This window comes from Carboxylicivirga marina (assembly GCF_016612505.1).
GTDB classification, from domain to species: Bacteria; Bacteroidota; Bacteroidia; order Bacteroidales; family Marinilabiliaceae; genus Carboxylicivirga; species Carboxylicivirga marina.
In genome coordinates, this window is sequence record NZ_JAENRR010000010.1 from 26,048 (window position 1) to 51,728 (window position 25,681).

The following is a 25,681-nucleotide window of genomic DNA, read 5'->3' on the forward strand; positions in this document are numbered from 1 at the left end:
TTATTTCAAACTGAGTTTTAGAATTTCTATCATCTCAGTTTATAAGGCAAACAAACCACCTCTTTCATATGTTTGATAGATGCCCAATAAAATATGAGACATTCTCGTTAGATTTGTGTCGAAGCAACTAAAAACAGTAAAAATTCATTTATATGTCAGTTGAAGAAAGTGAACTCAGTTTTACTGAGTTTAAGAAAGAAGTAATTACCGACTATAAAATTGCATGTGTAAGCCGTAATATGAGCTTATTGGCCCGTAAAGAAGTGCTTGGAGGAAAAGCAAAATTCGGAATATTTGGTGATGGCAAAGAAATCCCCCAGATTGCCATGGCCAAGCAGTTTAAAAATGGCGATTGGCGCTCGGGTTATTATCGCGATCAAACCTTTATTTTGGCCGCTGGAATGACAACGCCAAAAGAATTTTTTGCCCAATTATATGGAGAAACACGAACAGAATTAAATCCCGATAATGGAGGACGTTCATTTAATAACCATTTTGGTACGCGTATTATTGATGAGCAGGGGAATTGGAAGCGCCTCACTGATATGAAGTGTACTTCGTCAGATATTTCACCTACAGCTGGTCAAATGCCGCGTTTGGTTGGTTTGGCAATGGCCTCTAAGCTGTATCGTAATAATCCTGAATTAAAACAATTTGACCAGTTTAGTATTAATGGCAACGAAGTAGCCTTCGGAACAATTGGTGATGCCAGTACATCGGAGGGGCACTTTTTTGAAACGCTCAATGCTGCCGGAGTATTACAAATACCAATGGCCGTTTCGGTGTGGGACGATGGTTATGGTATTTCAGTACCCAAGAAGTTCCAAACAACCAAAGAAAGCATCAGTAAAGCCATGAATGGCTTTGAAAAAGGTGCCAAAGATAAAACCGGGATGTTAATTTATACAGCCAAGGGCTGGGATTATGCAGGCCTTTGCCAGATGTATGAAAAAGGTATAAAGCGATGCCGTGAAGAACATGTTCCTGTTTTGTTTCATGTTGAAGAGTTAACGCAACCGGTAGGCCATTCAACCAGTGGATCTCACGAACGTTATAAATCTGAAGAGCGTTTGCAGTGGGAAAAAGATTACGATGGCTTAGTGCAAATGCGTCAATGGATGATTGATAGTAATTTGGCATCTGTTGAAGAATTGGATACGATAGAAGAGGAATCAGCACTTGAGGTCAGAACGGCGCAAAAAGAGGCTTTTAAAGAGTTTAATGAAGCTTTTAAAGCTGAGCGTAAGGAGCTGTTGGATAATATTACCCGTAAAAATTGTGTGTGTAGTGAGATAAAGCAAGATAAAATTGATGCCATTGTGGCTGAATTGAAATCGAGTTTATCCTTAAACAGAAAAGAAATTCTGAGTGCTGCGCGCAAAGTGCTACGCCATTACTGTGCTGCCTGCGAAAAGCCTGATACGATGAAATCGCAGCTTAAGGCATGGGTTAAAAAATACTTTGATGAAGGTTGGGAGAATTACAGCAAGTGGCTGTATAGCGAAGATGATCATTCAGCCCTGAAGGTCACACCTGTGCAGCCTGTTTTTGATGAAGAATCAACAAAGGTGCCAGGTCGTGAGATATTACGTGATAACTTCGATCATATTTTCGCAACAAATCCCAAGGTGGTTACTTTTGGTGAAGATACGGGCTTTTTAGGAGGTGTTAATCAGACGCTTGAAGGGATGCAGGCCAAGTATGGCGAATTGCGAATTAGAGATACAGGCATACGTGAAACCACCATCTTAGGTAAAGGAATTGGAATGGCTCTACGCGGGCTTCGTCCGATTGCTGAAATTCAATATTTTGATTATTTATTGTATGCCTTGCAAACGATGAGCGATGACTTGGCAACAACACGCTATCGTACTAAAAATGGGCAGAAAGCACCGGTTATTGTGCGCACTCGCGGTCACCGATTAGAAGGTATCTGGCACAGTGGTTCACCATTGAGCATGGTTATTAATTCAATTCGTGGTGTTTATGTATGTGTGCCACGAGATATGACACGAGCTGCAGGTTTCTACAATACACTATTGGCAGCCGATGATCCGGCTTTGGTTATTGAGCCCTTAAATGGCTACCGCTTGCGCGAAGAAAGGCCTTCAAATATTGGCGAATTCAAAGTGCCATTAGGTATACCAGAGATTATCACTGAAGGTAAGGATGTCACATTGGTTACTTATGGTTCCTGTGTGCGCATTGCCGAAGATGCAGTAAAACAATTGGCTGAAATTGGTATTTCGGTTGAACTGATTGATGTTCAAACACTATTGCCATTTGATATCAATAAAGCAATCCTTGAATCAATTAAGAAAACAAATCGCGTGGTATTCTTTGATGAAGATGTACCGGGAGGTGCAACTGCATATATGATGCACAAGGTAGTTGAAGAGCATGGAGGCTTTTACCACCTCGATGCGTCGCCAAAAACAGTGACAGCCAAAGATCATCGACCAGCCTATGGAACAGATGGGGATTATTTTAGTAACCCAAATGCGGAAGATGTGTATGAGGCCATTTATGCGCTAATGGCAGAGTCGGAACCGATGCGTTTCCCTGCGATTTATTAGTCGCTCTGATATGATAATGATAAAAAAAGCTATCAGCGATTTTCTGTTTGCTGATAGCTTTCTTTTTTAGATTAATTTTCCTTTTAAGCGGATAAAGGCCAGTAAAATACCAGCAGCTAATAAGTAGGATAGTATAACTGGAAAGCCAAAGGCCGATGGAAGCGTGCCAACAATTACGGCCGTACTTCCAACCAATAAAGCGTATGGCATTTGAGTTCTGACATGGTAAATATGGTTACACGAACAAGCCAGTGAACTTAATATGGTCGTATCAGATATAGGAGAGCAGTGATCGCCTAAAACCGATCCCGCTAAAACACAAGAGACAGCATTGTAAAACAAGGGCAGAATTTCTTCGGTATTCATGCCTGCTTCTAATCCAATTTTCCAGATGGCTGGTAAAATCAATGGATAGATAATGGCCATTGTACCCCAGCTGGAACCAGTACTAAAAGCAATGGCTGCTGCAAACACAAAGGTTAGTGCAGGTATAAATTGCGGGCTAATGTTGATGGCCGTTAATAGACCGGTTATAAACTCAGCTGTATGCAAATGGTCTGTCAATAAAGCCAAAGACCACGCAAGTGACAAAATAAGTATGGCATGAAACATGGTTTTAAAACCATTTATCAGTCCTTCAATGCTTTCTTTTAGGTTTAGGATGCGTTGTGAAGTTGTAAGTATTAAAGCAGCAAATACACCTGCCAGTGATGACCAGATAAGCGCGTTAAAAACATCTGCATCGCCTATTGTTTGAGACAATTTAGTGGTAAAATTAAGAGATGAATTTCCCCATACATTTACGTCCCAACCTGTATAAATAAGGCCGGCAAGTGTGCCAATGACTACAATTAGTACTGGAATAGCAGCATTAAACCAGCGAGGTATAACATCATCGGCTAATTCCAATTCCTTCATTATTTGTGGCGACCGTTTCTTTTTATCAAAATCGCCTGGCTTTGCTTGTATGGCTTGTTTTTCAGCTTTGAGCATCGGACCAAAATCACGTTTCTGCCAAATGAGCAAGGGCACAAATAATAAAGTTAACAAAGGATAAAAGGAGTACTTAAGCGATTGAAGAAATACTGAATAGGCAGAAGCATCAAGCCCAATTTCGGCAATTCCTTGTTGAATGTAGCTTAGCTCGGCACCAATCCAGGTAGTAATAAAAGCAATTGCAGCAATGGGAGCTGAGGTTGAATCCACAAGATAGGCGAGCTTTTCCCTTGATATTTTCAGTTTATCTGTCACAGGGCGCATGGTGTTACCCACAACCAATGTGTTGGCATAATCATCAAAGAAAATTAACAAGCCCATCAAATAAGTAATCATCTGCCCCGAACGCCGATTATTAGCATATCTGGACAAGATATTGACGATACCTCTCATGCCACCATTGAGTGAGATGAGTGTCACCATTCCCCCAATGAGCATGCTAAAAATAATAATTGATAAATGCTCGTGACTTAAAAGAGCTTGCATTAAATAGGTGTCAATAATAGCAAAGGCACCCTTGAATATGGCGACAAAAAAGCCAATGCCCGAATATTTATAGATGACTGTTGTGCCAATTAATAGTCCAATAAATAAGGATGAAAAAACCTCTTTGGTTATAAGTGCCATTAGTATGGCGATTAAAGGCGGTAAAATCGATAACCATAGAGGAATTGGTGTGATATCTCTTCGTTCAATATGGTTTTGCTGAATTAGTTGGAGTTCAGTTTTTTCACTAAAGGTGTATTTAATAAACAATCCGTTTTCATTACTGTCTAATTCTTTTTTAATGCCATTGATAAGTAAAATTGGTTCGATGAAATCCGATGAATGGCCGCCTTTTATCTGGATTGTAGTTTCAATATTTTTCATGATGGCAGGTGGTAAAACCAAGTGTTCCTGCTTAAAATCATTGGCGTAACCTGCAATAGTTGAGGTAAATAAAAATGAAATCAGAAGATAAATAAATGCTTGAAATTGCTTACGATTCATTGGGTAGACAGTATGACTTATAAATAATGCTCCATCTGTATTTGAACAGAAGAAAGCATCCAAGTTAATAATATTAATAATACAATTCCTGATAATAATGCTATAGAATTTGTATTGAAATTCAATCATTTAATAAAAAATGAGTGCTCTAATGGTGATTGAATTGGGCTTGAAGAAAAATTAAAGGTTAATTTTCATAAGCACAATTATTAGAAAATGAGCGTGTTAAATTGCTGTTTCTTTTGGCGAATAGCCTGTTTTTATTGAGGAAAGAACAAAGTGAGGTGTACAACCTTTAATTAAAAGTGTTACATTTAAACAAGATGTTTTAGATATGAAAAGTTTAGATTTTGACATATTTAAAGGCCAGAAGCCGGGTTTGAAACCAGCCAGGGGACGAATATTGATTGCAGAACCATTTCTTCAAGGTCCTTACTTTAATCGTTCAATTGTAATACTGACCGAGCATGGGGAAGAAGGAGCTGTGGGCTTTGTGCTAAATAAATCATCGGAGTTATATCCTGATGAAGTCATTGAGGACTTATTTAATTTTAAAGGTGAGCTCTATGTTGGCGGGCCTGTTGCTTCCAATACTTTATATTTTATTCACAGCTTGGGTGATAAAGTGCCTGATTCGGTGAAGATAACAGATAACTTATATTGGGGAGGAGATTTTGAGGTTATTAAGGACTTGATAAATACTGGAGTTGCCGATCATACCCAAGTCAAATTTTTTGCAGGATATTCTGGTTGGTCACCGGGACAATTAGAAAATGAAATTGAAGAGGAATCGTGGATAGTTGCTGATGTAGACGATGACTTAGTGATGAATGATGATATTGACCATATCTGGAAACAAGCTATGGAGAACTTAGGAGATGTATATAAGGCCTGGACTAATTTTCCTGAAAATCCGACATATAACTAGAGGCATCTTCATTCAGTAAGCGACTGATAGCCTTACTGAGCTTACAGTAATAGCGTTTATCTTTTAATCCTACTACCCATTGAATGCCCTGAATAGCATTGCTTAAGAATATTTCATCAGCCTGATGCAAAGTGTCATAATTAGTGCCGCTAACTTCCTGCACAACATACTGATGCTCTCGTAATATCCGTATAAGTTGCTTGCGCATTATACCATCCACACAAGCACTCGAACGCATGGGAGTGAAAATAATATTATCTTTTATCCAGAACAGGTTGGAAGCCAGTCCTTCTATAATTTGATTGTTAGTATTCACAATTAAGACATCATCCTTTTTCTGTTCTTGTTTGAACAAGCCAGCCATAACAAACAATAAAGCATTGGCCGACTTATAATGGCACCATCGATTTGTTGGTTTTCTTTCTTCCTCATAAATGTCAAGCAATAAACCTTTAGGGTTGAGCTGGTAGCCATTACTTGACAGGGGAGATACTTCTATGAGGTAGTTTATTTTATTACTCAGTGGAGTGTACAGGCCACCATCTTCGCGAAAGATGGTGAGCCTTGTTCTGACATCTCCAAATAATTTGTTTTTCTGGATTAATGAGGTGATTTGCTCCTCAATAATTGATGCAGGCGGCAAGCTTTTGATATCCATTTTTAGTAAGCTCATACCATTTATGAGCCGTTGATAATGGTCGTGAAACCACATTGGCTTCTGATGCATACAGCGAATGGTTTCAAATAGGGCATCACCAAATTTGAAGGCCCGATTGCTGGCCTTAAAAATGGCTTTGTCGCCAGATATTCGATTGCCGTTAAGTAATATGTAAAGGCTTTCGTTCATTAAAGCTTGGCAATGTTTTGGCACACAGAAACGATGGAGCTGTTTTTTTCCACTTTAAAACATTCTTTTAAACTGGCTGCATTACCTGCTTCAATATCTCTGTCGGAATCACCAATTAAATAAGACGCTTTTTTGTCAATTTGGTGCTCGTCAATGGCTTGCTCAATCATGCCTGGTTTAGGCTTGCGACAGTCGCAGTCTTCAACCGAATCATGATGCGGACAATAATATATATCAGTAATACGAATATCATTATCGAACATCATTTGAAGGAAGTGACCATGGATTATTTCAACATCATCTTCGGTATATTCACCTTTGGCAACGCCACTTTGGTTAGTTATTACAAACAGTTTGTAACCGGCATCCTGCAAGGTTTGTAATCCTTCAATAATGCCTGGATTTAGTTTGAAATCCTTCACTTTATAAATGTAATAATGGCCTTCGTCATTGTTAATAACACCATCTCGGTCGATAAATACTGCTTTATTCTTCATATTAGAAAATTGATAATAACTCTTTAAAAAAACGCACTAATAATGATGGGTTAAGAAGTATCGGAAATACAAATCCATATACAGCTCCCCAAAAATGGGCATCATGACCAATGTTGTCAGCATTACGCTCTGCCATTACTCGCGAATAGATTAAATATCCAATACCTAATAATATGCCGGGAATTGGAATAAAATACAAGTAAATGATGCGAAATGGATCGTATAGAATGCTGGCAAAAACAACTGCCGACACAGCGCCTGAAGCACCAATTGCATTATAGTTATAATTATTTTTCTCTTTAAGGTAAGAGTATATACTTGATATCACAATAGCCGAAAAAAAGAAAAACAGGAATACAATACTGCTATTGCCAGGTAAACTTTGCATGAAGTACATCCGAACAGGTCTGCCAAATGACCACAAAACGAACATGTTAATAAATAGGTGCATCCAACTGCCATGAAAAAAACCATGGCTAATCCATCGAATGTACTCTTTGCGGTTTTTAATTTGCCAGGCGTTAAATTGGTACTTGTAGATTAGCTCTGCCTGGTTAAAGCCAGCGATACTAACCAAAACAATCACGATTATAATGATAAATGAAATATCCATGATAATGATTAATTGTTAGTGAATAATGATTAATGTCCAACTTTAGGTGCTGGTTGCTATTGATTATTAATCATTTATCATTAATAATAATAAAAGCTAATGCATTATTTTAAAAACTAATTCTTTCAATAGCTCTCCCGATTCGGTTGTTGAACTCCCAAAACCTTTGGATTTCATATCATACTCACGAATCAAACTAATGATTTGAACGACCTTTCGAGCAGGATAATTTCGTGCTCCGGTTGTGTAATCGGCCACAAAGAAAGGATTAATTTTTAAAGCAGAAGCTACAGCGTTTTTGGATTTATCGGGCAAGTAATAAAAAGCCAATAGTTTTTGAAAATACCCAAACAGCGTAACTGTGGTCATCTGAATAGGATAGGCCTTTGGATTTTTGCCAAAAGCAAGAATTATTTTATTGGCTCTTGCGACATCTTTGTTTAAAACAGCTTTTTGAAGTTCAAAATTATTGTAGTCTTTACTTACGCCAATATTTTTCTCGATATGGCCCGAATTTATTTGCTGTACAGAACTGCCAATGGCTAATTCAAGCTTATCGAGTTCATGTGATATTTTTGATAGGTCGCTACCCAAAAACTCAGTCAACAAAGCAGAAGCTTTCGGTTCTATAGATTTACCTTTAGATTTTAAATAATTGCTAATCCATTGAGGTACTTGGTTGTCATATAGCTTCTTGGCTTCAAATAAAACACCGTTTTTGGCAACGCTTTTATAGAATTTCTTACGCTTGTCGAGTGTCTTATAGCGATAGTTAATGACTAAAATAGTTGATGTTAGCGGGTTATTAGCATAAACCTCCAAATCTTCAATCTTAGGTATGTTTTGAGCTTCTTTTACAATAATAACCTGATGTTGTGACATCATCGGGAAGCGTCGGGCGGCATGGATAACTTCCGTTGTATCCACATCTTTGCCATACAATACTGTTTGGTTAAAGCCTTTCTCTTGTTCTGTTAATACATTATTGGCAATGTAATTAGTAATTTCATCAATAAAATAGCCTTCATCGCCCATTAAAAAATAAATCGGACGATAGGTTTTTTGTTTTAACTCTTGTAATATTTGCTCAAAGGTCATTTATGTATCTCTTAACTTTCAAACTGCAGGTGCTTCACCGATTTGCCATTGTTCATAATGGTTGATAGGGCTTTGATACCTAGTTGTATGTGCTTTTCAACATAGTTCTCAGTAACTACCTTATCGCTGGCCGATGTTTTAACGCCTGTTGAGATCATCGGCTGGTCTGAAACAAGTAATAAAGCACCAGTTGGTATGTGATTGCAAAATCCGACTGTAAAAATAGTAGCTGTTTCCATATCAATAGCCATCGCTCGTGTTTTTTCCAAATATTTTTTGAATCGTTCGTCGTATTCCCACACACGCTTATTCGTTGTAAACACTGTTCCTGTCCAGTAATCCAGTTCATTGTCACGTATGGCACTTGAAACGGCGCGCTGCAAACTAAAGGCTGGCAAGGCCGGTATCTCAGGTGGTAAATAATCATCAGAGGTACCATCGCTTCTAATGGCCGCAATAGGAAGTACAAAGTCACCCAGTTCATTCTTTTTCTTTAAGCCACCACATTTGCCTAAAAATAGTACAGCTTTAGGTGAAATAGCACTTAATAAATCCATCATGGTTGCCGCATTAGGACTTCCCATACCAAAGTTAATTATGGTAATGCCGTTGGCACTGCAATTAGGCATGTTACCATTTTTACCCAAAATTGGTGCATCAAACCATTCTGAGAATAGCTCGACGTAATGATTAAAATTGGTCAATAGAATATAGGGAGTGAAGTCTTTAAGTGGCCTTTCGGTATAACGGGGTAACCAATTGTCTACAATTTCTTTTTTGGTTTTCATCTAGATAAATTTTAAGGTTAAGTGCAAAAGTTCAGTGGCAGACACTGTAGAATAAAGTGCACAAATAGGGTTTTATTCTTCATGCTAAGGTAAGTTTTTCTAATGAAATTGATTTATTTTGTTGAAAAAAAGGGGAGCATGCAAACGCTTAATCTGCCGCCTGTAAAGTTCAGGACGAAACAATCAGGAGGTAAGCTTCAAATATTTGATGAGGTTCGAAAAAAATATGTGGTTTTAACACCTGAAGAGTGGGTGCGGCAACATTTTATTCATTATCTGATGAGCGGATTAGGCTATTCGGCCGGTTTAATAGCGGTTGAAATGCTTGTTAAGGTAAATGGTCTGAGTCAACGGGCCGATATTGTGTTGTATGATAAAAAGGGTTGTGCCAGAGTTATTGTTGAATGTAAAGCACCAGAAGTGAATGTTAGCCGCGCGGTGTTTAATCAGGCGGCACGCTATAATACCAGGTTAAATGTAGATTACCTGATTGTTACCAATGGCTTGCAACACTATTGTGCTCAATTATTGGATGAAGAGGGGAATTATGAGTTGCTTAAAGTCATTCCGCGAGCCGAAGAGCTGTATGGTTAATTTATAGCTTCGAATGGAGCTTATTTTAGCATCTGATACATACACTCGTCGACAAAACCATCCTTTGTTTTACGCCACTTTCTTTTGATGCCAATTCTTTCAAAACCAATTTTCTCGAAAAGGGCAATACTCGCATTATTGTTGATTGAAATATTGGCATAAAGCTGGTTGAGAGCCAGATTGTTAAAACAATACTGGGTAAAGAGTTGAAGTGCTTCAAAAGCATAACCCTTTTGGCGATAATCCTGGTGAATAATGATACCAACACCACCTCGTTGATGGAAGGCATCAAAATCAAAAAGATCAATCATACCAACTACTTGTTTTGATACTTCCAATTCGATGATCAATCGGAGTTGTTTGGTTTGGAATACATCCAGCTGCGATTGCTCAATGTATTTTACAAGTTGGTGCTTAGAAAAAGGGGTGAGCGTATTGCTCACCTCCCATATCTTCATATCATTTTCCCACTTATATAGCAGGTCTATATCTTCTGGTTCAAGAGCTCTTAATACCAGTTCTTCTTTTGCCATTATTCTGCAGGTGTGTCTTCTGTCAAGTTATTATATTGCTCAATGTTTCTAACAAAGCTATCTAACCACAAACCGGTTTGTAACACTTTGTCTTTACCTTTTAATGCTGCTTTAAACCCTTTGAAAGCTCCATACGAATAACGGTAGAAACCATCGTTACATTTGTATTCAGTAATTTGCTCGTGTTCTAAGTCAACAAATATATCGTATGTCGTAATTGGCTTTTTAAGAGATAGAATTTGCACTGTATAATAAGGAATACCATCTGATGTATCGTACACATTTTCTGATTCTGTTGCTTCAGGCTCTGGTTCTGCTACAGCTATCATCATCACGTCATCAAGATTACTAGTCTGGCTAGTGCCCTTGTAGGTCATCTCTCGCGTTACATCAATGGTTTTTGATTGACCATCAAAACCTTCACCAGAATACTCAATGTTATATTTACCATCAGCTTCAAGTATAAGAATGTATTTGCCGGTCCCAGGATGAGGCTTGTAATGACCAATCACTTCGTTTTCTCCCTGGCGTGTTACTTTAATATCCACATTCTCGATTGGGGCATCATCAGTAGCGTTAATACAACCTTTGATAACAGCCAGGCGATTAATTTCTGGCTCTTCATATTCAATCAAATAAAGGTCTGACCCACCATAGTTGTCGTCGTATCTTGCCGAAGCATAGTACGCAATGTTCGGGGTAGTGGTCGGAACAAAGAAGAAATCATCATCAGGTGTGTTAATTGGGTAACCCATGTTTTGGACTGGTCCCCAATTACCTTCATCGTCCATGACACTGTAAAAGATGTCAAATTGTCCCATTGAGTTATGACCTTCAGAACTAAAATACATGACTTTGCCATTGGGGTGAAGTACTGGTGTTTCCTCATCGTAAGGCGTATTGAAGGCAGCCATGTTTTCAGCTTTGCCTAATTCGCCATTGGGCAATTCTCTAACTCGATAGATGTCATAACCACCAAGGCCTCCTGGGCGATTACTTGTAAAGTACAATGTTTTTTTATCAGCCGTTGCTGTAGCATGTGTTTCTTCGTATTTCGTATTAATCGGGCTTCTCATTTTTACAGGCTCACTCCATGTCGAACCATCATAGGAGCTTACATAAAGGTTAGCACCATCAACGTCGTGACGATAAATAATCAATTCAGTTGCTTGTGCCGATAGAGCAACACCCGCTTCGTGTCCCGGTTTATTGAATAATTCCTGCAGCGATTTAGCCTTTTTCCATTCTGCTTCTTCTTTCGAAGATGAATAAATACGCTCAGCATACTGTCCGTCAAATAACAATTCGCTATAACTGGATGCCCGTCGAGATGTGAAGAATAACATGCTTTGATCGGCCGAAATCATCGGACTGTGATCATCGTATTTTGAATTAATGGTAGGCCCAAGGTTTTTAACCTTTAAGGTTACAGGTGATTGCATGAGTTCAATAGCATTTTCACATACTTCAATTTCACGCAAGGCTTCCAAACGCAATAATTCATCTTCGGCAGGTAAAATGGCAATTAGCTCTTCATACTCAGTAATTGCTTTTTCGTGTTCTAATAAGTATTGATGAGATTTACCAATCGATAGCTGTATGTCAACACCAACATCTCCAATTTTCTCATCTTCCTGAAGTAAGTCGTAGGCTTCCTGGAAGTACACAATGGCCGTATCAGGTCCGTCCGACGTATTAAGGTAACAATTACCAATATTGTATAATGCTGGTATGTTTTGAGGATCATTTTCCAGTATCTCAGAAAATAATTGGATGGCTTCTCCAAAGGCTTTATCATCTGCTAATTTAACAGCTTCATTGAATTTCTTATTATCAACTTTTGTGTCAGATTGTGCCGAAGCAATTTGAGTGATAAACAGTAATAGTGCAACGATTAGTGCGTTCGGTTGTAACATGCCTTATAGTACTTAATGTTTGGTTTAAAATTGACTTCGCAAAATAGTTAAAAAAGTGTAGCTAATGCCCGATGTTATTCACTTTTTTATGAATGTATTACTTCTAATGACAGATGTGCTGCCATTGTATATTAATCGCTTTCATTTTTTATGACCATTGGATCAAGGTAACTGGCTCTTGTTTTTGATTTATAGTTGGCTCTATATGGGATAATAACCTCCTTTGAAATACTAACCTTGCCTGGAGTTTCAATGGTCATGATGTACTGCACTCCAGTTGATAATATCATGGTGTATTTGCCTGAATGAGTCTGAGGTTTGTAGGTACCTACTAATTCGCCACTTACTTTATTTATAATGGAAATGGTTGAACTATCTGAAGTTAAGCCGGATTCAGTAAATAAAAAGCCCGAAACAACAGCTAAAGAACGTTCATCTGACTCTGGAAATTCAATGATGTATATATCAGATCGGCCATATCCACCGTTTCTTTCAGATGCAAAATAAACTCTCTGACCATCGAAGGTAGGAATGTAGAATAAGTCGTCACCAGGCGTGTTTATCGGATAGCCGATGTTAATGGCTTCCTGCCACTGTCCGTTAATATCTTTTTCTGACATGAATATATCAAATCCACCCATCGAATTATGACCTTCAGATGCAAAAAATATCGTTTGTCCATCGTGCGATAAAAAGGGACTTTCTTCATTAAATGGAGTATTAACTTTTTCGTTCAATAAAGTCACTTTACCCCAGTCGCCATTAGGCAACTTATGTGCCATGTAAATATCTTTGTTGCCAACGCCTCCTGGGCGATCGCTTGTAAAAACAATGGAATTACCATCTATCGATAAGCCGGCATGAGACTCTTCGTGAGGAGAATTTATAGGCTTGGGTAACTTTACCGGTTTTCCCCATTTATCGTTACTAAGCTTTGAGATGTATAAATCCCCATTTCCATTATTCCGGTACAAAATCATGGTTTTACCATCGGAACTAAGGCTGCACGTGGCATCATATCCACTTGTGTTGATTGAGTTGCCAACATTTGTTGCGGGTAGCCAGGCTCCATCGCGCCATTTGCTTGAATAAATATCTTCAGGATATAAAAGAGTGCTTTTGCCTTGCTTACTATGGCCTTGTTTATTGGATGTAAACATCAATAGGTTCTCATCACCTGAAATAATTGGGCTATGTTCATCGTATTCAGAATTGATGGCTTGTCCCAAGTTGGTAATTCTGAAATCGACCGGATCTTGCTTGAGTGAAATGGCATTCTCGCAGTAATCAATCTGCTGCTTTAATTGCTGATGTATGGATTCTCGTTTAGCGGGAATTGTATCTTGCAATTGCGTAAAAAGATCTAGGGCATCTTCAAACTGATAGTTTAAATGGTATGCCAGACCCAGGTAATAATTGGCCTCAATGGCATTGTTGTTTTTCTTAGAATAAAGGCCGTAATGCTCTTGGGCCAATAATAATGGTTGGATAGCTTCTTTTGTTTTTCCGTCGATATTTAAAAGACAAATGCCTTCTAATAAATACAAATACGAATCTTCAGGATACTTTTTTTGTAGTTTATCGATTAATTCTGATGCTTTCAGATAATCATCGGCTTGCATCAGGTTTTCAATGGGGACAAAATCTTTTTTACGTGGCTTTTTTCGCGATGCCTCGGCAATTATAAAAAAACAGCAAAAAAGAAGAATCAATAGATTTCTTATCATGATGAGGTTATTTGTCAACGGCTAAAATACTTCGCATTAAAAATGCAAAAATCATTGCTGACAGACAAATGAATTGGGGATAAAGGTGTTTGACACTTAGTCAAATATAGTGATGTGATGTTTTTTCCAAAAATACAATAGTGCCTTAAAGTGTTTGAATAGAGTTGGTAATTGTGTAATTTGATAGGAGCGTCTTTGGTATGAATGTGTCATTCTTGCATTAGGCAGGCAGACAATATCAAAATTCGACGCTCTAACCCTCATGCAAAAATCGGCATCTTCCGGACCGTAGAATATTTTTTCATCAAGTAAACCAACTCTATTGAATATGCTTCTTTTGGTAAGTTGAACTGCTCCAATTAAATAGCCTGGTTGATATGCTTCTTTAGTAAGTATTTGTTTTTCATATTTGTTAGGGCGATGTAGTTGGAGTAATTTGTTTAAAACCCTTTTGAGTTTGTTTTTAAATGTAGGAACTTCTAATCCATTATATTGTATGGAACCATCGGGGTTTTCCAATTGAGGCCCCACCACACCTGTGTTTTCATTATTTTTAATGAAGTTAAGAAGCATTTTAATAGAGTTGTTTTGTACAATAACATCATCATCAAGAATAAGAATGTATTCACCGCTCGAATATTGAATGCCAATGTTACGAGCCTTAGCAACTCCTTGGTTGGTGCAGTTTTGGATCAGCTTTACAGTGGGGAATTTTTTGACAATAATTTCCTTTGTAGAATCAGAAGAGTTATTATCAACTACAATAATTTCTGATTGCATGGAAGAACACTCATTCAAAACTGATTCAAGGCAGGGTTGAATACAGAGTTCTGAGTTATATGTCAGAATGATAATGCTTAATGACATTAGCCAAAAAATTTGATTTTAAGTGCTTTAAAAGCACTAGTTAAGTCTTTTAATGATCTAAATTCTTTAATATGCCTCCAAATAATGGAAGAGCGCAAGAAGAAAAGCAAATTCGATTTGAATAAAATTCTTTCCATTTCTTCAGCACTTATATGTGGGTATTCAAGAATAGAGTGTCGTTGCACATCTGTTGGTCGATATTCGCCTTCCTTTAACCAACCGTTTTCTTTAGCTATTGAATAAAACTTAGTACCAGGGAAGGGAGATACGATATTGAACATTATCTGGCTTACCTTTAGTTTTTTGGCTTCTCGTATAGTTTCCTTAATAGTTTCTTTAGATTCTAAGGGACTAGTGCCAATTAAAATATTCAGTTTGACCGGAACCTTGTATTTATTAAGTAATTTAATCGCATTGTATATTTGCTCTCGGTTTAATCCTTTTCGAATAAATTTCAATATTTCATCGTTAAATGATTCAACACCAAGATCGATGTAATCGCATTTTGAATTACCCAAAATCTGAGCTGTTTCTTCATCTATGGCGTCAGCTCTGGCCTGACAACCCCAATGGAAATCATATTTATTTAAAGCATCTACGATGGCTCTTAGTCGATTGGTATTAAAGATGAAATTATCATCAACAAATGCAATGCTTTTGTATCCCTTTTCAGCTAACAGTTTTAGTTCTGATTCTACATTTTCAGGTGTTCTGAAATAAATGGGGGGTTTACTTCCTTTACTATCCTTAGACTCTATTTCGCGAGCGAAAGTCAACGAGCTGGGTACGCAATATATACATTGGAAAGGACAGTTTCGGGATGTGACTACCGAAGTATAAGGAGAGCGCTTTAGTTTAGGATTTCTATATGTGACACTTTCGATATGATGTCTTGCAGGAAAAGGTAAGTCATCCAGATTTTTAATTAATGTCTGAGTCTGGTTTTTTTTGATTTCATTATCAATCGATAAGTATGATATACCTTTAACCTCTGATAATGGTGTATTGTCTTCTATTGCTTTTACAACTTGGAGTACACTAAAATCAGGCTCGCCTCTAACAATGATGGTTTGTTTGTCAAAGAGTAATTTGTCAGTAAAATATGTTCCTGCCGGGCCCATAAAAAGAATCCAGGCATTCGGGTGGTATTTTCTTATAACAGAGAATGCTTCAGTATCTGTTTCTATAGATAAGTTAACGCTCCAAAAACAGAAAATATCAGCGCTAAGGGTTTTGATTTTATCTTCAAATTCAGTTGGAGTTGCATTCTTTATTACAAAATCAAAGTAATCAACCTTGTAGTTTTCTTTTTCGAATATTGCTGCAATGGTCAGTTCATAAATATTCGGCATGGGGTAAACCATTCTCGTGCAACCTGCTGAGCGTTCGGCTGGCATGTTGTCATCAAAAGAAGGGGGGACTATAAATGATATTTGCATTGAAATAAACGTCTTTTTAATACTTAATACATAAAACAGATATTAAAGTATTTTATTGTGTAAGATGTTCATTTACCTGCAAAACAAAGCTTGTAAAAATCCGCACAAAGTTTGCCTTTTGGCCTTCTGGTATTGTTTGTGATAGTTGTCCTTTTCTGAACTTGAAGCGTCTTTATTAATCCATTGCCAAATTTCACCCCAGCCCATAAAGCCACCCACATTGCGGTCATCGATAAAAACATCGGCATTTACTTTCCTGCTAATGTTATCACTTGTTTCTTCTTCGGGATGAGTGCGATTAACAGCATAAAATACGATGCCGTTTTTACGACAATACTCAACTGCTTCATCTAATTCTTTTCCTGTTCTAATGGTCCAAAGTATCAGTAGATGTCCTTTGTCCTGAAGCGATTTTAAAGTTTCAAAGGCAAAAGTTTTTTCCTTACCAATTCGGGGATATTTATGGTCAACGATTGTTCCGTCAAAGTCAACTGCTATTATCATTGTTATCGCTTAAAGTTCAGGTTCTGTTATTTCTAATTCATCAAATATGTTACTTTTCCTAGGGTAGTTTAGGGCAAGAACAATATAAACCAAGCCAAATATTAATAATTGATTGATACTGCCAATTATTAAATAACTCAAAAGGCTTAATAGTGAAATCCCCTCAAGTGTAACAATCTTGATGAAGAAACTCATGCGGTATTGAATCAATTTTTGATTGGTAGTCAACTCCTTGTTAATCTGTTTTATTTTTCGTGAATGAAACATATAAGAAGCAGGTATGCCTGTTAATGCTAATATGATAATGAGTGACTTTAGGTTGTTTTCATCTGTTGCTTCCAAAACATAAACAGCGCCATTTAAGGATACGAATGCAAATGAAAGTATGGCGAACACCGCCAAAAGTGATGTTACAACGAAATATATCAGCTTGATTTGTTTGAGTGCCTTTTTTGAGGTCATATTATAAAGTTTTTTCAAATGGTAAGCGGTTAATTAAGGAGCGTCCAAGGGTTACTTCATCTGTGTATTCTAATTCATCACCAATAGAAACTCCTCGGGCTATAGTGGTGGTAGCTACATTGTATTTTTCAAATTTCTTATACAGATAAAAATTAGTTGTATCACCTTCCATAGTGGTGCTAAGTGCGAAAATGACTTCTTTAACATCACCCGATTTTATTTTCTCTAATAAAGGTCCAATGGTTAAATCATCAGGACCAATTCCATCCATTGGTGAAATAACACCGCCAAGTACATGATAAATACCAGTGAATTGCTGTGTGCTTTCAATGGCCATTACGTCACGAATGCTTTCAACAACGCAAATAAGAGTATTATCGCGATTGGCATCAGCACAAATGTGGCAAGTTTCGCTATCAGATATATTGTGGCAGCTTTTACAGTACATAATTTCCTGACGCATATGGTGTATTGTGTCAGCGAACTTAAATGCCATTTCTTTTTCCTGTCTTAATAAATGTAGCACTAGGCGTAGTGCCGTTTTTTTTCCAATGCCTGGTAACTTAGCAAATTCATTAACTGCACTTTCGAGTAATTTAGATGGATATGATGATGTGGTCATTAACGTCTTATTCAGTTTGTGGCTAAAGATAGTAAAGATTGTAAACTACATTGGGTTTATGAGCAGCATTAAATAATACCATTGTCAATCAATAGTATTATGTGTTCTATCATTTGGTCATCACCATCTTTATGGTATTCCGACTTTAAATTAGAACCAAACAAACGGGCAATGCCTTGCCAAAAAAAAGCTGAAACACCTCCTTTATATTGTTTTATTAACTCATATGTAGTGTCACCAGTTTCACGATTTATCAACTTTATCAATAATCGACCTTGCGAAAAAGTGAGCTTGCGCAAAGGTCTTTCGAACTCATTAAAGAGCTCTTCTTCAGCTTCGTTTAGGTAGTCTTTCTTTTCTTTTTCAGAACTAAGCGTTGCTAAATGTGCATTAATATCGTTTATTCTTTCGCCGGCACTTCTTGCAAAAGGTAAAACTTTTTTAATGTTTCGGACTAACTTGCCATAGCGTCGTTTGTGTCGCTTATTTTTGAATTTATATGGTGGAATGATTGGTATTTCTTTAAGATTAACATGTGGAATAGTATCATTTTCAACAATCCGATGCTGCAAAACGAGGTTAATGGAGTCTGCTAACTCTTGCCCTTCTGTCGTCTGTACTTGGAAGGAAATAATTAGCCCAAGACTCATTATTTTTAAAATATGTTTAGTCAATAATTTAACCTTTTGCATATGACAAAAATATAACGGAATGCCCTTGTTGAGCAAATTAATCTTGCGATTGCCAGTATTTATTATTCTAATACGATTGAAATGCTAATCTTTGGCCGAATAATTGATAGTAGGAGAAACTGTAAATTTTAATAAGAAAGTATGAGAGTTGTTGAAAGTCTTGGTGTACTGTTGATTAGCATCGTGTTGTTTTCTGCTTGTGATACAAATTGTGTCAAGGGAATAGGGGATAATATAACAGAAACAATTGTGGTGGATGATTTTAGCAGTATTGTGGCCTATGGTGACATGCAGGTAAATATCCAATATGGAGAAACGCAGAAAGTAATGGTTACGGGACAGGCTAATATTATTGACTTATTACGGACCAAAGTGAAAGATGAGGTTTGGAGTATCGATTTTGAGGCCGATTGTGTCACAAATTTAGCCTTACAGGTTGATATAATAATTCCTGAAATTGAAGGAGCTGTTATGCTTGGTTCAGGTCATGTGAGAATTAATGAATTTGCCAATCAAAATGAAATGAAATTAGAAGTTATTGGTTCGGGTGATATTGCTTTTAATTCATTGCTTGCTAATTCTCTGATTGTTAATTTAGAAGGTAGTGGTAAAATTCAGGCAACCGGCGAAATGTCTGCTGTTGACTTGTATGATGTAACTATAGAAGGCAGTGGGGTTGTTGATACTTATAATGTTATTAGTGAGGTTTGTACATCTTCTGTTGATGGTAGTGGAGAGTTTAATGTAACTGTCAATAAAACACTTGATGCCCATATAATTGGTTCTGGAGAAATAAACTACAAGGGGCAGCCGGAAGTTCAGCAGTCAATTAGTGAAAGTGGTTCGGTAAATAACCGTAATTGTTTATTCAATAATATTAAAATCGGCACTAAGAATGTTTTGGGGTGTGATATTGACACCTAAGAAACGAAGAGCTGAACCAGGTGTACTGTAAATTTGTACTTTTTTATCAAAGAATTCATCATTTTTAATAAGCATTGATAAAGCAGTGGTATTGGGTTTGTTGGAAACAATAGCCCACCTAAATGGCTTTTTCGACATAATAGACTTTAGCTCATTGATGTAGTTCGTAAGTTTATTAAGGCTAACAACTATTTCGGCACTTCTAATGTCAGAATAAGTGCGAATTAAACTGTTAAAATTCTGATTAAGAGCTTGCTGTTGAACTATTCTTTGCAAGTCTTGAAGTGATAATTGGCCATAAAACGCCTCTGCCAATAGCTTATCATCTGGATAGAACTTATACTTTGCCTTCATATATTTGGTTGCTTAGCAAAATCCTAACGAACATGCAGTAGAAAAGTTTCAATTAATATGTTGATATAGAATAAATTAATACTTGTTAAGGTTTAATAACGATAAAGGAGAAACCTTGCTTTTGTCATCAATGGAATTATGATGAACTATACTTTGAAAACAAAACTCCCCATTAGCCACGAGAGCTTACAGGGAGCGTAGAGTAATTAAAAAAAAAGGAGATGCTATTGTTTATGCAGGTTGGGAACATACCAACCAAGTTGTTTAAGTTGCCTTAATATTTCAGCGAGTTCAACTTTAATCTTTCTTATTTGTGTAGGAGCCTCAAAAATAGGACTGGCAATAATTTTCTCAATTCTATTGATCCTAAAGCGATACGACATAAGAATAAAAACCAACTGATCTTCATGATACTTTTTAGTCGAGGGGTGTTTCAGTTTTCTTGTCATCTGTCTTGATTTTTAATGGTTAATCACATTACAAAACTATACGTCTTTGGTATGATGTTTTGCTCCAAAAGGCTCATTGGATATGCCAAAAGGCTCATCAGTATTTAAAGAATTAAAAAAACTTATAATACTTGTTAAGCTAATATTATATGTAGTTCGATTTCAGTAGTCTAACCTATCGTTGCATGTAAAGTAGTGCAATAGACTTTTGTTTCACCACAACGTCTTTGAATTTTAGATAGGTAGCATTGCTTATTATCTCAGTACATGAATTAAAGCCCTTAATAACGGATGAGTACTCGTCTTCTATTAAGTGATATGATTCATTATTTGAGTTGTTAATTATAACCATAAGCACTTCATCATTCATAATGCGTGCATAGGCATACACCTCATTTTGAGGATAAAAGTGAATAAATTCGCCTGATAATAATTCAGAATGGTCTTTTCTCCAGTTTAGTAAAAGCTTAATCAAGCGATGAAATTGTTTCTGACTGTCATTCATACCTCTGCCGGTAAAACCATTTCGCTCATCGTCATGCCATCCGCCGGTAAAGTCCTGAGCCAGGTTACTCAAGCCTTTTCGTTTAATGCCATTCATCTTCAATTCTGTACCGTAATATAGAGAGGGGATGCCGGGCGAAGTAAACAAGTGTGCCATCATCATTTGCAATTGCTTGTTGTCATTATCAGCATTTGTGTAGGCTCGGTTAAGAATATGGTTATCCAGCATGATAATGTTGGAATTCATTTGACTACTAGTCAAATTTAAGTGGTATTGATACAATTTATTTATGCCGCTTCCTTTATCTTCATACGGTGAGAAAGCATCCTGAAGTATGGCCGGATATTGATAATTAACACGTATTGTAGGAATATCTTTATCTAAAGTTTGCTCTCTGCCACTTGAGTTGCTTGCATGATTATCAGCAACAATAGTTAAATCGTTATATTCTTTTGATAATGCCTTGTATAACTCATCAATAAATAGAGGTGTATTATTGTGTGCTTGTTCAATTTTAATATACTGTAATCCGGTTGTTTCTGTCCACCAGATCAAGTGCTGTATCAGTAATTGTCTTACCAATGGATTTTCTTGATTTAGAGTTGGGAAATTACTATGACTCCAATGTTTTCTAATTTGACTCTTAATAGACTCCGGAATGTATGGATCAGCTAATATATTTGGATGAGGTTCAGGGCTGTTGAAGTCATAAATAATACTATTGAAAAACTCGGTGTCAATCATGTTTTGGAAGTAAGGATGCTTATTGCCGAGTTGATGAAGTGTAAAAGTTTGGATGAACTTAAGGTTTAACTCCTGGCAGCTATTTATAAGTGTTTTATAAGTGTTAATTTCGCCAAGACGTTTATCTACCGTATAAAAATTAGTTGGAGCAAGGCGCTTATAGGAATTCATCATTAAATTACTTTCTAATATTGGCATAAGCTCCAGCGTAGTACAGCCAAGTTGTGATATATAATCTAATTGCGAGATAATGCCATCAATATCACCTCCATGGATGCCGGTGGGATTTAAACGATCCTTTTTTTCAAAGTATACCTCTATGTTATCATTTTCGCTGCTTCCATTACAAAAACGATCGGGAATCACTTGATAAATAACATCTCCAGCACTAAGGTTTGTTTTTGAAAAGCGTTCTTTTCGTTCTTCAATTCTGAAGGGTTTCTTAATTGGAGGAAGATGCTCAAACTCGAAGGTGAAATAAACAAGTTGAGGCCTTGCATTTTTTGAAACTTCTGCCTCAATAATATGGAATTGTTTATTAGCGGCTGGGTAATGCTGTATGATATGAAGGCTTGAGTCGTTGACTGATATTTTTTTAAGACCAATGGGCGTATTTTCAACAATAATAACAATGTTATTATTTTCCATGTGAGTCCACCAATTTTCAGGCGTAATTTTTAATTCATTAGCAATGCTAATGACACTTGTAAAAACGAACAGTTTAAGCAATACGATGGTACGACTTTTCATAATCCCGATAATTTGTAAGATAGGTCTAAGTAGCTTATTTACAAAATAAAGAAAGTAAACTACTAATGCAAGTTGGTGATTGGTTATTGCGTTAAACCTAAAGAGGAAGATAAGAAACCTTCAAATTTGTAAAAGCAGAATATGGAGAAAATTGAGGGCTGCTTGCAGATACAAGTTATTCAACATAAAAAAAGGAGCCCTTAAGCTCCTTTCTTCAGTTTATTAAGATGTTGTTTTTATTTCGCATCAATGCTTGTTGATTGACCCGGTGATACTTTAACTTCTTGCTCAAATACATTTAACGTTATATCATTCTGAGCATGAGAGATGATACTTATCTCTTTATTATTGACAACAACCTCCAAATCATTGCCCATAAAAGAAATACGGAACGAATACTCTTGCCATTGTTGTGGAATAATAGGGTTTAGAAAGAGCTGTCCGTCATGAACACGCTTGCCACCAAATCCTTCAACGATTGCCATCCACGTACCGGCCATACTTGTGATGTGCAAACCTTCGTGCGCTTCGTGGTTGTAATCGTCAATGTCAAGGCGCGATGTGCGTAAATACATCTCATAGGCTTTGTCGTAATCGCCTATTTTTGCCGCTAATACAGAGTGTACACAAGGTGATAGCGATGATTCATGAACGGTACGAGGCTCGTAGAATTCGAAGTTTCGCTTGATGGTTTCAAGGTCATATTCCTCTTCAAAAACATAGATGCCCTGTAAAGTATCAGCCTGCTTAATGTAACAGCTGCGTAATATACGATCCCACGACCAGTACTGGTTAATTGGACGTTCGGCAGGGTTTAAGTCTTTAACAAGAATTTGCTCTTTGTCCATAAAGCCATCTTGTTGCATAAATACATTCAGTTTTTCGTTGAACGGGAAATGCATATTGCCAATAATATCTTCCCACCTTGGTATTTCTTCATGGTAGTTGAAAGAAGTTTTGGCTATTATCTCATTATAACGAGTTTCATTCATGGCTTTTACTTTAGCCAATGCTTCAATGGTGTATTTCAAACACCAAACCGCCATTTTATTTGTATACCAGTTATTGTTGATGTTGTTTTCGTATTCGTTTGGTCCGGTAACACCAAGCATCACGTACTTCTGTCGTTCTTCGGAGAAGGTAACGCGCTGACTCCAGAATCGAGAAATGCCCATCAATACCTCCAATCCATATTCAGCCAGGTAAGCCTCGTCGTTGGTATGGCGTATATAATTATGAATAGCGAAAGCAATAGCGCCATTACGGTGAATCTCTTCAAATGTTATTTCCCACTCATTGTGACACTCTTCACCATTCATGGTGACCATAGGGTAAAGAGCAGCACCGTTTTTAAATCCTAGCTTTTCAGCATTTTTAATGGCATTTTCCAAGTGCTTATAGCGATAGACCAGAAGGTTACGTGTTACTTCAGAAGGTGCCGTGGCAATGTAGAAAGGAACGCAATATGCTTCTGTATCCCAATATGTTGAGCCGCCATATTTTTCGCCGGTAAATCCTTTGGGTCCTACATTTAAACGTTCGTCTTCGCCCGTGTAAGTCTGATTGAGGTGGAAGATGTTAAAGCGTATACCTTGTTGTGCTGCAACATCACCTTTAATACGGATGTCGCTTAGTACCCATTTATCGGCCCACATTTTAATGTGTTCAAGCAATAAGGCATCAAACCCTTTATTGAAACCAGCGGCAGTCACTTTCTTAGTCGCCGAAAGTAATTCATCTTTTGAGTAATTATGCGAACTACATACACCGGCAATTTTATCAATTGTGAAGCATTCGCCTTCTTTTACTGTTCTTTCAATGCGATTAGCTACCCAACTTTCCTTTTTTAATACCTCCGGAGAAATATTAAGCTTAGAATCGCCGATACTGGCAGCTATTTTCATTCCAAAGGCGGCCCTAAAACCTAGCTTTTTTGTTTCTGTTACTAAATACGCTTCGCCATTGTGTGCTTCCATCTCAATGATGTTCCAGAACTTCTCGTCATAGTTAGAGTCTTCATTCTCAACATCTCCATCCAGGTAGGCAGTAAAGGCTATCTTGCCATCGAAATTAAGCGGCGTTACCGAATAGCGGATAGCTCCATTTTCGGTGTCGGCCATGCTTACAAAGCGCTTGGCTGAAATTTCCACTTTTTTGCCGTCGTCCATGGTCGCTGTGAACTCACGAAGCAAATACCCTTCTTTCATGTTAAGGGTACGCTTGAAGTTTTCAGTTTTACAGGTGTATAAGTCAAGGTAATGACCATCAACCTGTACGTCAATTCCAATCCAGTTTGGACTGTTTAATACTTTGGCAAAATACTCTGGATAACCATTTTTCCACCAGCCAACACGTGTTTTATCAGGGTAATAGATTCCAGCTACATAGCTGCCTTGTAAAGATGGTCCGGAATAGGTTTCTTCAAAATTGGCTCGTTGTCCCATCTTACCGTTTCCGAGGCTAAAAATACTCTCGGAAGACTGATGGTTATCAGGGTTGAAGCCCTCTTCTATGATGCACCACTCATCGTGTTTTAAATACTCCTTCATTGTAATTGGTTTAAGATTCTCAGTTAATGGCAGAAGCCACTTCTCATCAAAAACGTAAATACTAGTTTAGTTCCATTAATTTCTCAAAGCTCATCTGGTGTAAGCCATCAATAACCATATTTGCTTTGCCAAGTACATCAGGCGATCCAATGCCTATGCACTTCATATTACCTGCCAAGGCAGCTTCAACGCCCGCTTCGGCATCTTCAAATACAACACACTCATCCGGTTTAACATTTAAAGCTTCTGCGCCTTTTAAGAATACCTCAGGATCAGGTTTTGCTTCTGATACTTTAGTGCCATCAATAATGGCTTCGAAAAGATGTGTTAATTGCAAACGATCTAAGATCGTCATGGCATTTTTACTAGCTGAACCCAAAGCAATTCTAATTCCTTTGGCCTTTAACTCTTTTAAGAATGCTTCTGCACCATCCAGTATTTCATCTGGTTGCATTTTCAAAATGAATGTACGATAGTTTTCATTCTTCTTTTCTGCGAGTTTTAGCTTATCTTCATCACTTAATGTCACGCCTCCAATCTCAAGAAGGATGTTTAGTGAAGTCATGCGGCTAACACCTTTCAAACGTTCATTATCTTCTTCGGTAAACTCAAAGCCAAGCTCTGCGGCCAGTTCCCTCCAGGCTATATAATGATACTTGGCAGTATCAACAATAACTCCATCTAAATCAAATAAGCAAGCTTTAATTTGTCCCATAA

Annotated in this window: 24 protein-coding genes; 4 read left to right on the forward strand and 20 right to left on the reverse strand. The window is 37.4% G+C overall.

The annotated features are described in order from the left end of the window. Positions 1-152: 152 nt before the first annotated feature. Positions 153-2,576 carry an alpha-ketoacid dehydrogenase subunit alpha/beta gene (locus tag JIV24_RS06125; protein ID WP_200464141.1) on the forward strand — a complete coding sequence of 808 codons (2,424 nt, stop codon included), beginning with the start codon at positions 153-155 and terminating at the stop codon, positions 2,574-2,576. Between the two features lie 66 nt (positions 2,577-2,642). Here JIV24_RS06125 and JIV24_RS06130 read toward each other — a convergent pair whose 3' ends face one another. Then, entirely contained in the window at positions 2,643-4,562 is a 1,920-nt protein-coding gene (locus JIV24_RS06130) for a Na+/H+ antiporter NhaC family protein (RefSeq protein WP_234445725.1), read from the reverse strand. A 334-nt stretch (positions 4,563-4,896) separates the two neighbouring features. Between JIV24_RS06130 and JIV24_RS06135 the strand changes: the two genes are divergently transcribed. After that, the gene (locus tag JIV24_RS06135; protein ID WP_200464143.1) at positions 4,897-5,490 is read left to right on the forward strand and encodes a YqgE/AlgH family protein; all 594 of its coding nucleotides are present in this window, start codon (positions 4,897-4,899) and stop codon (positions 5,488-5,490) included. Here the strand turns inward: JIV24_RS06135 and JIV24_RS06140 are convergent. From JIV24_RS06140 to JIV24_RS06160, 5 genes are all read right to left on the reverse strand, one after another. Beyond that, positions 5,459-6,337, reverse strand: a complete 879-nt coding sequence (locus JIV24_RS06140; RefSeq protein WP_200464144.1) for an aminotransferase class IV — start codon at positions 6,335-6,337, stop codon at positions 5,459-5,461. The genes JIV24_RS06135 and JIV24_RS06140 overlap by 32 nt on opposite strands. Beyond that, on the reverse strand, positions 6,337-6,834 hold the full coding sequence (locus JIV24_RS06145) for a D-glycero-alpha-D-manno-heptose-1,7-bisphosphate 7-phosphatase (protein WP_200464145.1): 498 nt from the start codon (positions 6,832-6,834) through the stop codon (positions 6,337-6,339). Before JIV24_RS06145 ends, JIV24_RS06140 begins: the two co-directional genes overlap by 1 nt. Before the next feature lies 1 nt (position 6,835). Beyond that, positions 6,836-7,447 (reverse strand): rhomboid family intramembrane serine protease, encoded by a 612-nt coding sequence (locus JIV24_RS06150; RefSeq protein ID WP_200464146.1) that lies wholly within the window; start codon positions 7,445-7,447, stop codon positions 6,836-6,838. Between the two features lie 96 nt (positions 7,448-7,543). Beyond that, complete coding sequence (holA, locus tag JIV24_RS06155; RefSeq protein ID WP_200464147.1) at positions 7,544-8,545, reverse strand: DNA polymerase III subunit delta; 1,002 nt, start codon at positions 8,543-8,545, stop codon at positions 7,544-7,546. 11 nt (positions 8,546-8,556) lie between these two features. Beyond that, entirely contained in the window at positions 8,557-9,333 is a 777-nt protein-coding gene (locus JIV24_RS06160; RefSeq protein WP_200464148.1) for an AMP nucleosidase, read from the reverse strand. A 138-nt stretch (positions 9,334-9,471) separates the two neighbouring features. On the opposite strand from JIV24_RS06160, the gene JIV24_RS06165 reads away from it, so the two are divergent. Beyond that, the gene (locus JIV24_RS06165; protein WP_200464208.1) at positions 9,472-9,927 is read left to right on the forward strand and encodes a type I restriction enzyme HsdR N-terminal domain-containing protein; all 456 of its coding nucleotides are present in this window, start codon (positions 9,472-9,474) and stop codon (positions 9,925-9,927) included. 20 nt (positions 9,928-9,947) lie between these two features. On the opposite strand, the gene JIV24_RS06170 is transcribed toward JIV24_RS06165, so the two are convergent. From JIV24_RS06170 to JIV24_RS06210, 9 genes are all read right to left on the reverse strand, one after another. Beyond that, positions 9,948-10,460, reverse strand: a complete 513-nt coding sequence (locus JIV24_RS06170; protein ID WP_234445726.1) for a GNAT family N-acetyltransferase — start codon at positions 10,458-10,460, stop codon at positions 9,948-9,950. After that, on the reverse strand, positions 10,460-12,376 hold the full coding sequence (locus JIV24_RS06175; RefSeq protein WP_200464149.1) for a PD40 domain-containing protein: 1,917 nt from the start codon (positions 12,374-12,376) through the stop codon (positions 10,460-10,462). Before JIV24_RS06175 ends, JIV24_RS06170 begins: the two co-directional genes overlap by 1 nt. Before the next feature lie 131 nt (positions 12,377-12,507). Beyond that, a complete protein-coding gene (locus tag JIV24_RS06180; protein WP_200464150.1) occupies positions 12,508-14,103 on the reverse strand; it encodes a PD40 domain-containing protein in 1,596 nt (531 codons plus the stop codon). A 96-nt stretch (positions 14,104-14,199) separates the two neighbouring features. Then, on the reverse strand, positions 14,200-14,970 hold the full coding sequence (locus JIV24_RS06185) for a glycosyltransferase family 2 protein (RefSeq protein ID WP_200464151.1): 771 nt from the start codon (positions 14,968-14,970) through the stop codon (positions 14,200-14,202). After that, positions 14,970-16,409: a B12-binding domain-containing radical SAM protein gene (locus tag JIV24_RS06190; protein ID WP_200464152.1), complete on the reverse strand. Its 1,440-nt coding sequence runs from the start codon at positions 16,407-16,409 to the stop codon at positions 14,970-14,972. Before JIV24_RS06190 ends, JIV24_RS06185 begins: the two co-directional genes overlap by 1 nt. 72 nt (positions 16,410-16,481) lie before the next feature. Continuing rightward, entirely contained in the window at positions 16,482-16,913 is a 432-nt protein-coding gene (locus tag JIV24_RS06195; RefSeq protein WP_200464153.1) for a BT0820 family HAD-type phosphatase, read from the reverse strand. A 9-nt stretch (positions 16,914-16,922) separates the two neighbouring features. Next, a complete protein-coding gene (locus JIV24_RS06200; RefSeq protein ID WP_200464154.1) occupies positions 16,923-17,375 on the reverse strand; it encodes a hypothetical protein in 453 nt (150 codons plus the stop codon). Between the two features lies 1 nt (position 17,376). After that, a complete protein-coding gene (recR, locus tag JIV24_RS06205) occupies positions 17,377-17,997 on the reverse strand; it encodes a recombination mediator RecR (RefSeq protein ID WP_200464155.1) in 621 nt (206 codons plus the stop codon). Positions 17,998-18,065: 68 nt separating this feature from the next. Further along, on the reverse strand, positions 18,066-18,689 hold the full coding sequence (locus JIV24_RS06210; RefSeq protein WP_234445727.1) for a DUF4294 domain-containing protein: 624 nt from the start codon (positions 18,687-18,689) through the stop codon (positions 18,066-18,068). Between the two features lie 141 nt (positions 18,690-18,830). On the opposite strand from JIV24_RS06210, the gene JIV24_RS06215 reads away from it, so the two are divergent. Next, positions 18,831-19,613: a head GIN domain-containing protein gene (locus tag JIV24_RS06215; protein WP_200464157.1), complete on the forward strand. Its 783-nt coding sequence runs from the start codon at positions 18,831-18,833 to the stop codon at positions 19,611-19,613. Here the strand turns inward: JIV24_RS06215 and JIV24_RS06220 are convergent. The 5 genes from JIV24_RS06220 to pgmB form a co-directional block, all read right to left on the reverse strand. Continuing rightward, complete coding sequence (locus tag JIV24_RS06220) at positions 19,554-19,967, reverse strand: hypothetical protein (RefSeq protein WP_200464158.1); 414 nt, start codon at positions 19,965-19,967, stop codon at positions 19,554-19,556. The two genes, JIV24_RS06215 and JIV24_RS06220, sit on opposite strands and share 60 nt — an antisense overlap. Positions 19,968-20,191: 224 nt before the next feature. After that, entirely contained in the window at positions 20,192-20,416 is a 225-nt protein-coding gene (locus JIV24_RS06225; protein ID WP_200464159.1) for a hypothetical protein, read from the reverse strand. Between the two features lie 175 nt (positions 20,417-20,591). Further along, a complete protein-coding gene (locus JIV24_RS06230; protein ID WP_200464160.1) occupies positions 20,592-22,415 on the reverse strand; it encodes an alpha-amylase family glycosyl hydrolase in 1,824 nt (607 codons plus the stop codon). Positions 22,416-22,651: 236 nt separating this feature from the next. Then, positions 22,652-24,964, reverse strand: a complete 2,313-nt coding sequence (locus tag JIV24_RS06235; protein ID WP_200464161.1) for a family 65 glycosyl hydrolase domain-containing protein — start codon at positions 24,962-24,964, stop codon at positions 22,652-22,654. A gap of 61 nt (positions 24,965-25,025) precedes the next feature. Next, positions 25,026-25,679, reverse strand: a complete 654-nt coding sequence (pgmB, locus tag JIV24_RS06240) for a beta-phosphoglucomutase (protein ID WP_200464162.1) — start codon at positions 25,677-25,679, stop codon at positions 25,026-25,028. Between the last annotated feature and the right edge of the window lie 2 nt (positions 25,680-25,681).

Excerpts from the sequence above, each read along its gene's own strand:
- JIV24_RS06185 (WP_200464151.1), bottom strand. The coding sequence starts at position 14,970 with ATGTCATTAAGCATTATCATTCTGACATATAACTCAGAACTCTGTATT.
- JIV24_RS06210 (WP_234445727.1), bottom strand. The coding sequence starts at position 18,689 with ATGCAAAAGGTTAAATTATTGACTAAACATATTTTAAAAATAATGAGT.
- JIV24_RS06150 (WP_200464146.1), bottom strand. The coding sequence starts at position 7,447 with ATGGATATTTCATTTATCATTATAATCGTGATTGTTTTGGTTAGTATC.
- JIV24_RS06135 (WP_200464143.1), top strand. The coding sequence starts at position 4,897 with ATGAAAAGTTTAGATTTTGACATATTTAAAGGCCAGAAGCCGGGTTTG.
- JIV24_RS06160 (WP_200464148.1), bottom strand. The coding sequence starts at position 9,333 with ATGAAAACCAAAAAAGAAATTGTAGACAATTGGTTACCCCGTTATACC.
- recR (WP_200464155.1), bottom strand. The coding sequence starts at position 17,997 with ATGACCACATCATCATATCCATCTAAATTACTCGAAAGTGCAGTTAAT.
- JIV24_RS06165 (WP_200464208.1), top strand. The coding sequence starts at position 9,472 with ATGCAAACGCTTAATCTGCCGCCTGTAAAGTTCAGGACGAAACAATCA.
- JIV24_RS06225 (WP_200464159.1), bottom strand. The coding sequence starts at position 20,416 with ATGACAAGAAAACTGAAACACCCCTCGACTAAAAAGTATCATGAAGAT.
- pgmB (WP_200464162.1), bottom strand. The coding sequence starts at position 25,679 with ATGGGACAAATTAAAGCTTGCTTATTTGATTTAGATGGAGTTATTGTT.
- JIV24_RS06215 (WP_200464157.1), top strand. The coding sequence starts at position 18,831 with ATGAGAGTTGTTGAAAGTCTTGGTGTACTGTTGATTAGCATCGTGTTG.
- JIV24_RS06145 (WP_200464145.1), bottom strand. The coding sequence starts at position 6,834 with ATGAAGAATAAAGCAGTATTTATCGACCGAGATGGTGTTATTAACAAT.
- JIV24_RS06170 (WP_234445726.1), bottom strand. The coding sequence starts at position 10,460 with ATGGCAAAAGAAGAACTGGTATTAAGAGCTCTTGAACCAGAAGATATA.
- JIV24_RS06175 (WP_200464149.1), bottom strand. The coding sequence starts at position 12,376 with ATGTTACAACCGAACGCACTAATCGTTGCACTATTACTGTTTATCACT.
- JIV24_RS06140 (WP_200464144.1), bottom strand. The coding sequence starts at position 6,337 with ATGAACGAAAGCCTTTACATATTACTTAACGGCAATCGAATATCTGGC.
- JIV24_RS06195 (WP_200464153.1), bottom strand. The coding sequence starts at position 16,913 with ATGATAATAGCAGTTGACTTTGACGGAACAATCGTTGACCATAAATAT.
- JIV24_RS06220 (WP_200464158.1), bottom strand. The coding sequence starts at position 19,967 with ATGAAGGCAAAGTATAAGTTCTATCCAGATGATAAGCTATTGGCAGAG.
- JIV24_RS06125 (WP_200464141.1), top strand. The coding sequence starts at position 153 with ATGTCAGTTGAAGAAAGTGAACTCAGTTTTACTGAGTTTAAGAAAGAA.
- holA (WP_200464147.1), bottom strand. The coding sequence starts at position 8,545 with ATGACCTTTGAGCAAATATTACAAGAGTTAAAACAAAAAACCTATCGT.
- JIV24_RS06130 (WP_234445725.1), bottom strand. The coding sequence starts at position 4,562 with ATGAATCGTAAGCAATTTCAAGCATTTATTTATCTTCTGATTTCATTT.
- JIV24_RS06190 (WP_200464152.1), bottom strand. The coding sequence starts at position 16,409 with ATGCAAATATCATTTATAGTCCCCCCTTCTTTTGATGACAACATGCCA.
- JIV24_RS06230 (WP_200464160.1), bottom strand. The coding sequence starts at position 22,415 with ATGAAAAGTCGTACCATCGTATTGCTTAAACTGTTCGTTTTTACAAGT.
- JIV24_RS06180 (WP_200464150.1), bottom strand. The coding sequence starts at position 14,103 with ATGATAAGAAATCTATTGATTCTTCTTTTTTGCTGTTTTTTTATAATT.
- JIV24_RS06200 (WP_200464154.1), bottom strand. The coding sequence starts at position 17,375 with ATGACCTCAAAAAAGGCACTCAAACAAATCAAGCTGATATATTTCGTT.
- JIV24_RS06235 (WP_200464161.1), bottom strand. The coding sequence starts at position 24,964 with ATGAAGGAGTATTTAAAACACGATGAGTGGTGCATCATAGAAGAGGGC.